The organism is Hyphomonas sp. (assembly GCF_041689225.1).
Taxonomy (GTDB): domain Bacteria; phylum Pseudomonadota; class Alphaproteobacteria; order Caulobacterales; family Hyphomonadaceae; genus Hyphomonas.
This window is the reverse complement of record NZ_JBDNGN010000179.1, coordinates 1-8894: the sequence shown is the minus strand read 5'-3', so window position 1 is coordinate 8894 and position 8894 is coordinate 1. Positions and strand designations below refer to the sequence as shown.

10 protein-coding genes and 1 tRNA gene are annotated in these 8894 nt (G+C 61.6%); 3 read left to right on the top strand and 8 right to left on the bottom strand.

Features of this window, described 5'->3' with window-relative positions; genetic code table 11:
• Positions 1 to 203: helix-turn-helix domain-containing protein (locus tag ACESNB_RS17600; protein ID WP_373009640.1), on the bottom strand; the 203-nt coding region annotated here is incomplete at its 3' end.
• A 197-nt stretch (positions 204 to 400) separates the two neighbouring features.
• On the opposite strand from ACESNB_RS17600, the gene ACESNB_RS17595 reads away from it, so the two are divergent.
• Both ACESNB_RS17595 and ACESNB_RS17590 read left to right on the top strand, forming a co-directional pair.
• Positions 401 to 856 (top strand): hypothetical protein, encoded by a 456-nt coding sequence (locus tag ACESNB_RS17595; protein WP_373009639.1) that lies wholly within the window; start codon positions 401 to 403, stop codon positions 854 to 856.
• Positions 853 to 1482: a GNAT family N-acetyltransferase gene (locus tag ACESNB_RS17590; RefSeq protein ID WP_373009638.1), complete on the top strand. Its 630-nt coding sequence runs from the start codon at positions 853 to 855 to the stop codon at positions 1480 to 1482. Before ACESNB_RS17595 ends, ACESNB_RS17590 begins: the two co-directional genes overlap by 4 nt.
• Before the next feature lie 2 nt (positions 1483 to 1484).
• Here ACESNB_RS17590 and ACESNB_RS17585 read toward each other — a convergent pair whose 3' ends face one another.
• From ACESNB_RS17585 to ACESNB_RS17555, 7 genes are all read right to left on the bottom strand, one after another.
• Positions 1485 to 3254, bottom strand: a complete 1770-nt coding sequence (locus ACESNB_RS17585; protein WP_373009637.1) for a glycoside hydrolase family 15 protein — start codon at positions 3252 to 3254, stop codon at positions 1485 to 1487.
• Positions 3251 to 3952 (bottom strand): trehalose-phosphatase, encoded by a 702-nt coding sequence (otsB, locus tag ACESNB_RS17580; RefSeq protein ID WP_373009636.1) that lies wholly within the window; start codon positions 3950 to 3952, stop codon positions 3251 to 3253. The genes ACESNB_RS17585 and otsB overlap by 4 nt, the downstream gene beginning before the upstream one ends.
• A gap of 44 nt (positions 3953 to 3996) precedes the next feature.
• Positions 3997 to 5388 carry a trehalose-6-phosphate synthase gene (locus ACESNB_RS17575; RefSeq protein ID WP_373009635.1) on the bottom strand — a complete coding sequence of 464 codons (1392 nt, stop codon included), beginning with the start codon at positions 5386 to 5388 and terminating at the stop codon, positions 3997 to 3999.
• A 212-nt stretch (positions 5389 to 5600) separates the two neighbouring features.
• Positions 5601 to 5675: transfer RNA gene (locus tag ACESNB_RS17570), tRNA-Phe, on the bottom strand.
• Between the two features lie 56 nt (positions 5676 to 5731).
• Entirely contained in the window at positions 5732 to 5953 is a 222-nt protein-coding gene (locus ACESNB_RS17565; protein WP_373009634.1) for a DNA gyrase inhibitor YacG, read from the bottom strand.
• On the bottom strand, positions 5950 to 6999 hold the full coding sequence (locus ACESNB_RS17560) for a ribonuclease E/G (RefSeq protein WP_373009633.1): 1050 nt from the start codon (positions 6997 to 6999) through the stop codon (positions 5950 to 5952). Before ACESNB_RS17560 ends, ACESNB_RS17565 begins: the two co-directional genes overlap by 4 nt.
• Positions 7000 to 7002: 3 nt before the next feature.
• Positions 7003 to 8553, bottom strand: coding sequence for a glucose-6-phosphate isomerase (locus tag ACESNB_RS17555; protein ID WP_373009632.1), 1551 nt, complete (start codon positions 8551 to 8553; stop codon positions 7003 to 7005).
• A gap of 213 nt (positions 8554 to 8766) precedes the next feature.
• Here ACESNB_RS17555 and ACESNB_RS17550 point away from each other — a divergent pair.
• On the top strand, positions 8767 to 8894 hold a 128-nt coding region (locus tag ACESNB_RS17550), incomplete at its 3' end, for a GTP-binding protein (RefSeq protein ID WP_348211176.1).

The following is an 8894-nucleotide window of genomic DNA, read 5'->3' as shown; positions in this document are numbered from 1 at the left end:
TCTTGCAGGTAGGTTTTATGCCAGCCGCGGATGGTATCATCGTCCAAGTAGAGAAACTTTGCGATCCGAGCACAGCTTTCCCCGTCGTCGAGCAGCAGGATCGCATTTGCCCGGCGGGCAATACCGTGGTCCTCGCGCTGTCGACGCACGCAAGCCTCAAGCTCAATACGGTCTGATGAGGAAAGAAAGCCGGTGCGGATCATGGGCATAGCTGAATCGTTCCAAGCCCAGCCGTCAAGCCATCAAATTCGGCTTCCGCAGGACTCGGAGTATAAGAATAAAAACAATCATAAATGGTGTATCGGTGGACGGTCTAATAAATCTCTCCAAGGTTGCGTCAAAAGGCGCGGAATTGGGGTTCAGGCGCGCAACCTTTGTTGAACTTGAGCAGGGTATTGAGATGGCTGAGCTACTCATGTCGTCCAAGATCGCTGCGCCTGATTCGGTTGCTGAAATGGATCGTATCACGGGAATGACAGCGTGGGTAACAGGCGATCCTGTCGATGGAATCTTCCTGACATTGCCCTTGTCGAAGCTTGGCGAACTGGCTGTGCGGGACGGTTCCTACGATCCTGACAACCCCGACCCGTTGCACCTCTGCGTTGACGGAAAAGGATGCGCCGGCTTCTATATCGGCGTATATGCCGGCGCCACGCGCGAGGCGCGCAAGCGCGTGATGACAGCGGCCGCCGTGATGCGCGTTGAACTCTTCAGCGCCTATCCGTGCTTTGCGCGGGGAGCAACGGATGACGGGAAACGCTCCATGGCAAGCCTTGGATTCCAGCCGTGTGATGGCGGGCTGCCTGACCTGTATGTGCAGGAAGCGCTCGTTGCAGACCGGAGCAGGGTGGCATGAGCAACCGGCCGCAGACGGGAGAGCAGGTGCTGTGTCGCCCGGTGCCGGCCGGAGCGTTCGAACGTTACACGGCGCGGCCTGTGCGCTCGCTCGATGACTATCAGAAAATGGTGTCGATTCGCGCCGCCGTGTTCATGGCCGAACAAGCGTGCCCCTATGAGGAGGAGTTCGATGGCAACGACCTCTGCGCGACGCATTTCCTGGTGTTTGATGGACCAGATGCGGTCGGCACGCTTCGGATGCGCTGGTTCGCCGGGTTTGCCAAGCTTGAGCGGGTCGTGCTGCTGCGGCGACAAAGGGGGCGGCCTGCGCTGCAGGTGATGCTCGCTGAGGCGTTCGAATACGCGACGCGAAAAGGCTATCGGTTGATGATTGCGCAGATACAGGCGCGGCTGTGGCCCGTCTGGTCGCGCACGTTCCGGTGCAGGATTGCGCCCGATCGGCCGCGCTTCTGGTTTTCGGATTTTGAATATATCGAAATCGAGATTCCCTTGCCAGAGCATCCGCGGGCGCTGGCGCCGGAAAGCGACCCAATGGTCATGATCCGTCCCGAGGGAAATTGGGACGAGCCGGGCGCTCTGGACGCATCCGTTGCGCGATCCGAACAATCGGATGTGGCGGCCTAGGCCTAGATGACGCACGTCCAGGGTTTGCTGAGCAGTGCGGCGGAATTGATGATACCGACCATGCAATAGGTTTGCGGGAAGTTGCCCCACAATTCGCCCGTCACTGGATCGAAATCCTCTGACAGGAGGCCGACATGGTTGCGGCTGGAGAGGACCGACTCGAACATCTCGCGGGCCTCTTCGACACGTCCAATCCGGAACAGCGCATCAATGTGCCAGAAGGTGCATGCGGTGAACGCGGTCTTGGGGCGGCCAAAATCGTCTTCGGTCTTGTAGCGATAGACGTGATTGCCTTCGCGCAGCTTGCTGTCGATGGCCTCCACTGTCGCAATGTAGCGTGCGTCGCTGGCCGGCAGGAAACCGATCTCGGCCATTAGCAGGACCGAGGCGTCGAGCGCCTCTCCGCCGAAGGCCGCCGTGAAGGCACCAACGTCGGCGCTCCAGGCATTGTCCAGGACGGTCTTGTGAATGATCGCGGCGCGTTCGGCCCAATAGGTCGCCCGATCGGGAAGGCCGAGATGCGCCGCTATTTTTGACAGGCGATCACAGGCAGCCCAACACATGATCACCGAGGATGTGTGCACTTCGGCGATGGTGCGGAATTCCCAGATTCCAGCATCTGGTGTGTCGTGTACGGCAAACGCGCGTTCGCCGACCGGTTCAAGCTGGCGGAACTCCGCGATTCCCGGCCGCGAGATCAGGCGGCAGTCGAAAAACGATTGCGCAACACCCAGAACGACCTGTCCGTATACGTCGTGCTGGATGTGTTCGGCGGCCTGGTTCCCGCGCCGGACCGGGCCGGTATTCCGGAAGCCGGGCAGGTGGGTCGCATGTTCTTCGGTGAGGTCGGCTTCCAGCCCGATGCCGTACACGGGCTGGATATGACCGCCTTTGGACTGGGCGACAATATTGCGAACCCAGCGCATATAATGTTCCAGCGTGCCCATGGCGGACAGGCGGTTGAGCGCGGAGACCGTGAAATAGGCGTCCCGGATCCAGCAGAACCGATAGTCCCAGTTGCGTTGCGACCCTTCATGTTCGGGAATGGAGGTTGTCAGGGCAGCGACGATGCCGCCGGTTTCCTCGAACACGCAGAGTTTCAGTGTGATCGCCGCGCGGATGGTCGCTTCCTGCCATTCAAACGGCACGGCCAGGTTGCGCGACCATTTCGTCCAGTATTTTCGGGTCCGTTCTTCCCAGTCGAGCGTGATGACGTCGACCGTGTCGGTGAGGGATTCGTCGGCGCCGAGGACAAAGGACACGTCCTGCTCGAGCAGGAAGCTGGTGCCTGACATGATGTAGGCAACAGGCGCGTCCGTTGTCACGCGGAAGGCCAGATCGCCATCGGTGAAGCGGATATGGTTCACGCCGCGGACAGATGACAGCCGGCGCGCGCCCCAATCGGTCTGCGGGGTCAGGGTGATCCGTACGCGCGGGGTGCCAGCGACAATGTGAAAGCGCCGGACGATCGAAGCAGGCCGGAAGACGCGGCCCCGGGTCTCGAACCGTGGAGCAAAGTCGATGATTTCGAGGATGGCGCCGTCGTCCGCTTCAAGCCGCGTGCGGAGAATGGAGGTGTTGCTGTCATAGGATTGCGACCGTGACGTCAGGCCATCCATCCAGACGCTGAACTGCCCACCACCGCCGAGCAACTGGTTCAACACGGGCTCGCCGTCGAAGCGCGGCAGGCAAAGCCACTGATAGTCGCCGCCCGAATTGATCAGGCCAGCGATGGTGCCGTTGCCGACAATGCCCATATTAAGTCCGCTCATGTGGATGCAAACTCCTTCAGCAATGCGTGCACGTCCTGTACGGAATTCAGATGATGCAGCGCGCCGGTGGCACCCTCACCGACCTTGACGGCGATGCCGCCTGCTGATTGTGCCGATGCGAAGGCGTCCTCATCGGTCGTGTCGTCGCCGATCATGACGGGTCGCCGCCCCAAAAAGGGCATGCTTAGCATGGCGCGCAAGAGACAGGCGCCTTTGTTCGCGGCATTTGGTTTGGCCTCGAAGACCATTTTTCCATGCTGCAGGCTATAGTCAGCAAACGGTGCAATGGCGTCGGATAGCGCGGATTTGAGTTCGACTTCGACACCGGGCGCAGCGCGATAATGTACGGCGAGCACGGGCCCCTTCGGCTCGAGGCGAACACCGGGATAAGTGTCGGAAATCTCTGACAAGGCGGCAATCAGGCCGCTTGGCGCCGCCGCTGGGGACTGTGTTGCCAGTCCACCTGGCGCAGACGCCCGCAGCCCGTGATTGCCGAAACGCCAGAGGTTGCCGGGAACCCGTCTTGACAGATCGTCCAGATCGCGGCCGGACATCACCGCCAAGGCGCCGTCCAGCCTGGTCGCGCAGGCATGCAGGACCTGGTCCATGCCTTGCGCAAGAAACACTGTATCCGCGTCATCCTGAAGCCCGGCAAGCGTACCGTCGAAATCGAGAAAGACAGCGTCGTCTGGCGACAAGGAAAAGGTTCTGACTGGGGCCTCGGGCATATTCTGCACTAATATTAGCCCTCAGCTGCGTCAAACGCCGCCAGGAAGTGTTCGCGCCACCAGTTGATGTCCTGCCGGCAAATGCCCTCATAAAGGGCGCGCCAGCGTCTCTGACGTTCTGCGAGTGGCATGTTCAGGGCCGTGCGTACGGCTTCGGCGACGGCGTTGCGATCATGCGGATTGATAATCAGGGCGTCAGTCATCTGATCAGCGGCGCCTGCGAACTGGGAGAGGACGAGCACGCCGGGATCGTCCGGGTCCTGTGCCGCGACATATTCCTTGGCCACAAGGTTCATGCCGTCCTGCAAGGGGGTGACCAGGCCCACTCGTGCGAGCCGGTAAAGGCCGGCCAGCTCGTCGCGTTGGTAGCCGCGGGCAAGGTAGCGGATCGGGATCCAGTCAAGGTCGCCATAGTCACCATTGATGCGGCCCGACAGCTCATCAAGCTGTTGGCGCAACTGGGCGTATTCCTCGACAACAGACCGTGATGGAGGGGCGATCTGGGTGAAAGATATCTTGCCATGCAGGTCCGGGTATTTGTCGAACAGCACGGCCATGCCTTCGAAGCGTTGCGGCAAGCCCTTGGAATAGTCCATCCGGTCGACGCCGATGATGAGGTCACGCTCGCCGAGAAAACGCGCGAGTCGTCGGGATGCATCATTGGCCGTCTGGCTTGTGGCGCTCAGGCTGAAGCCCTCCGCGTCGATTCCGATCGGGCAAAGGCGAAGCGTGAGGATATGTTCACCGATCCTGAAACGCTCGTCATCGAGTTTTTCGGCGTCAATCTCTTCCTGGATATAGCGCGCGAAATTGGCGCAATCGTGCGAGCTTTGGAGGCCGACAACATCATAGGCGCAGAGGCCAGCGGCGAGCGTGAGATGGTCAGGGATCGACCTGAAAACTTCCGGTGCCGGAAACGGAATGTGAAGGAAAAAGCCCGTTCGCCGGCTACACCCGGCGTCCTTAAGGATTTTGGCGAGAAGGAAGAAATGGTAATCTTGGACCCAGATGAGATCATCCTGCATCGTCTGGGCGGCGACCATATCGGCGAATTGCCGGTTTATGGCTTTGTAGGCGGCAAAATAGTCGCTGTCGAAGACTGCAAGATCGAGCCGATTGTGCATCACCGGCCAGAGAACGCTGTTGGCGTAGCCAAGGTAAAAGCCTTCGTATTCGGCCTTCGACATGTCCATCAGGGCGAACGAGACGCCGTCTTCATCGACGTTGAGAACACGGCGACGGGGGACATCGAATATCTTGCCGCTCCATCCGATCCACAATCCGCCTGTTTCGGCGAGCGTATCGGAGAGGGCAACGGCGAGTCCGCCGGCGCGAGGGCTGCCATAGGCGGTCCGGTTCGACACGGCGACCAGACGAGGAGATGATTCGGAATTGTTTTTGGTCATGAGAGCACGCTCGGATGGTACTCATAACAGATGTATCGGGTTCCCGCACACGCGCAGCGAACCGAGAAATTTAGGCCATGTGCCCATATTGAAGGCAGTGGGGGCGCAAATGCGACCAATGGGTGCGAAAGCTCATTATAAGGGACACCGCTGGGTTTGGGGGATGGCCAGCACCCTGGCGAGGCGGGCTGGCGACCAAATCTGAGAATGAATGGTGCCCGGGGGCGGAATCGAACCACCGACACGCGGATTTTCAATCCGCTGCTCTACCCCTGAGCTACCCGGGCAGGCCAGCAGGGAAGGCGGGTTCTAACCAAGGCAGGCACGCTTGTCTATCGCGTTTTCAGTCATCGCCTGACAAGTCGTCGAGCGGGCGCCCGCTATCGAGGTTTTCGTCCAGTTCAGCGGGGGCGCCGGGGATCGCATATCCGCCCTTCAGCCATTGGCCCAGATCGACATCGGCGCAGCGTTTCGAGCAAAATGGCCTGTATTCCGGGGAAACCGGCTTCTTGCGACACTGGGCGCATTTGGGCGTGCTGCTTGCCGGGGAGATGGGTTTGCTCATGTCTGGAATACTTCAGGTTTGTTTTTGTCGCTGGACAAAATGGTCAATCGGGCACCGAAAGTCTCGTCAAGGCGCGCCTGCAGGTCAAGGCCGCTAATGGTCATCCAGTCGAAGGCGCGCCGGGGCAGCGCGAGCGTCAGCCGCGCCATGGGCTGCGCCCCGGCTTCGCGCTGGAGATGGCGCAGGCCGCAAAGGCACAGGGTTTCGTCGGTCGGTTCACCGTTGCAATCGAGGAGCCTGTCGGAAATTGGTGTTTCGCCCCAGGCGACCGACGCTTCCATCAGGCCGAAAGCCGATGGCGCCAGGGCCTTGGCATGTCTTTGGGACAGGTCGGCAAACGCCGAGAGGAAACTGTCGCGTAGTTTGAGCCCCGCCTCGCGGTTGATCGGCGACACGCAGTCGAGAACGATGGCACCACCAAGATTGCGGAGGCTGATCTGGCGGGCCAGTTGCCGGGTGGCCTCCGTATTGATGCGCAGGGCCCGGGCGACGGCCCGTCCGCTGTCATTGCGCCCGGACGTGTCGAGATCGACGGCAACTAGCGCGGCGGTGGGCTGGATTCGCAGCGTGCCACCGGCGGGCAGCGTGACGGTTTCCGAGGTCGCTTCATCGAACGCCGCCTCGATATCGGGATGACCGGGAGGGACGTCTTCCTCGGTGAGAGCAGCTGCGCCCGGTAAGGCGGCTTGCCACCGGGCGGCAGGAGACTGGGTGATGGGCGCGGGGTTTGCGGGCTGAACCCGCGCGAGTTTGCCTCGCCGGGCTTCTGCGACGATTTGCACGGACAAGACCTGGCCTTCAGTGAAGCCATGCCCTTCGGCAAGCCGAACAAACGCGTCCACGTCGCCGGGAAGGTCGACAAATCCGCCCCCCTGTTTCGGGTGGATGGCACGGAGGCGAGCGTCGACGATATCGCCGATATGGGGTCGGGTCGCTGCGTCGCTCCACCGGTCAATCCGCAAAGCGATCGCGCGGCCAGCTTGATCAAATGCAACCCGGCGTGTTTCGCCAACCACGACTTCTTTCAGGATTCGGGTGACCGCCACGGATCAGCGCAGCGCGGCGATCAGCGAAGCCGTTACCGGATCGTCAGCGGACTCTTCGCCGGTCAGCGCCGGTTTCAACCGGGCAGCCATGGTTTTTCCGCGCTCGACGCCCCATTGATCGAAGGGATTGAGGCCCCAGAGCTTGCCTGCGAAATAGGTGCGATGCTCGTACATGGCGACCAGCGCACCAAAGGCTCCGGGCCCAAAATCCGCGTGTGTCATGAAGGTCGAAGCGCGGCCACCTGCATGGACCTTCTGGCGCGCGACCGCGTCGTCCAGCCCGGGCTCTTCCTGCTTCACTTCGGCAAGGCTGCGGCCATTGGCGAGCACCTCCGCCTGGGCCAGCGCGTGCGCCGTGAGCGCCGAGAGGCCGGCGGGATCCCGTCCGCTATCGGGCGCCAAGATAAATTCGCAGGGGACGACCTGCGAACCCTGATGCAGCCATTGATGGTAGGAATGCTGGCCGACCGAGCCCTCGCCGCCCCACAGTGCAGGCGCGGTGGCAACGGCGATCGAGACGCCGTCCGGGCCGACACTCTTGCCGTTCGATTCCATTTCCATCTGCTGCAGATAGGTCGGCAGCAGGCGCAACCGATTGGCATAGGCAAGCAGCACGCGCATCTTGTCGCCGAGGATGGACGTGTTCCAATAGTCGAGCAGGGCGAGGCGCATCGGGACATTGGCAGCAAGCGGCGTTTCGCGGGTGTGAGCGTCCATGTCGCTGGCACCTGCCAGAATGCGATCGAAGACGTCGGCCCCGAGATAGATCATGCAGGCGAGCGAGGCCGTCGACCAGAGCGAGAACCGCCCGCCGACGGATAGCGGCATGTCAAACAGGTGAGCGTTGCGGCCGCCAAGCCAGGCCTTCGCCTTTTCGGGCGCGGCGGTGACGAGGGCAAGGTGTTGGGCGGCGGCATCGCCGAGCGCGTGTTCGAGCCAGACCCGCGCCCGTGCGAGATTGTAGAGGGTTTCCTCAGTCCCGAAGGATTTCGACACGCCGATGACGAGCGTTGTGGCGGGATCGAGGCCGGTCAGGGCGCGATCAAGGTCGAGCGGATCGACATTGGCGCAGAACCGGAGGTCGATACCGGCAGGGGCCAGGTCTTCGAATGCGTCTGCGATCAGTCGCGGTCCGAAATCGGATCCCCCAATGCCGATATGCACGATGGACGTGAAGGGCGTACCGCCAGCGGTCGTGACGTTTCCCGACCGGATGTCCCGGGCGAACTGAAGGGCGGGAAGCACGCTCTGTCGTACGGTTTCGGCTTCGCCCGTCAGCGGCGCTCTGGCACGGAGCGCCCAATGCAGGGCGGGACGGCCTTCAGACGGGTTGACGATGGCTGCTCCGAACAGGTCAGCAGACGCGGCCTCGAGCGAACGTGCGCGCCCGAATGCGAGCAGCGCGCTCTCGGACTCTTTGTCGAGATACTGGCGGGCCATGTCGATGCGCCATCCCGCCGCCGTCAGGACGGACTGTCCGGCACGGGCAGACGCGACATTGCCGAGTGAAGTTTGGCGCACGCGTTGTGCGTGTGTGGACAGGTCTGTTTCCATGTCATGGCCTCGGTGACAGAGTTGACCCGTGGCATATCCGGCATTGGGCCTTGAAGGCAAGTCGCGCCGCCTTGCACAGCCCGCATACAAATGCCCGCTTGAAACCCTCGCCACACATGGGTATGAGGCGCGTTTAACGGGCATTCCGCCTGCCATTATTACATGAAACCTCGTCCGGCGGGCCGGACACCAGACACGCTAAGGAGAGGCCCGATGGGCAAGGCAAAGTTTGAACGCAACAAGCCGCACGTGAACATCGGCACGATTGGACACGTTGACCATGGCAAGACGACGCTGACGGCGGCCATTTCGATGGTCCTGGCCGAGGCGTCTGGCGGCGA

Bases quoted from the DNA above. Each gene is read 5' to 3' on its own strand.
- ACESNB_RS17595 (WP_373009639.1), top strand. From the start codon at position 401: ATGGCTGAGCTACTCATGTCGTCCAAGATCGCTGCGCCTGATTCGGTT.
- ACESNB_RS17590 (WP_373009638.1), top strand. From the start codon at position 853: ATGAGCAACCGGCCGCAGACGGGAGAGCAGGTGCTGTGTCGCCCGGTG.
- ACESNB_RS17585 (WP_373009637.1), bottom strand. From the start codon at position 3,254: ATGAGCGGACTTAATATGGGCATTGTCGGCAACGGCACCATCGCTGGC.
- ACESNB_RS17575 (WP_373009635.1), bottom strand. From the start codon at position 5,388: ATGACCAAAAACAATTCCGAATCATCTCCTCGTCTGGTCGCCGTGTCG.
- ACESNB_RS17565 (WP_373009634.1), bottom strand. From the start codon at position 5,953: ATGAGCAAACCCATCTCCCCGGCAAGCAGCACGCCCAAATGCGCCCAG.
- ACESNB_RS17555 (WP_373009632.1), bottom strand. From the start codon at position 8,553: ATGGAAACAGACCTGTCCACACACGCACAACGCGTGCGCCAAACTTCA.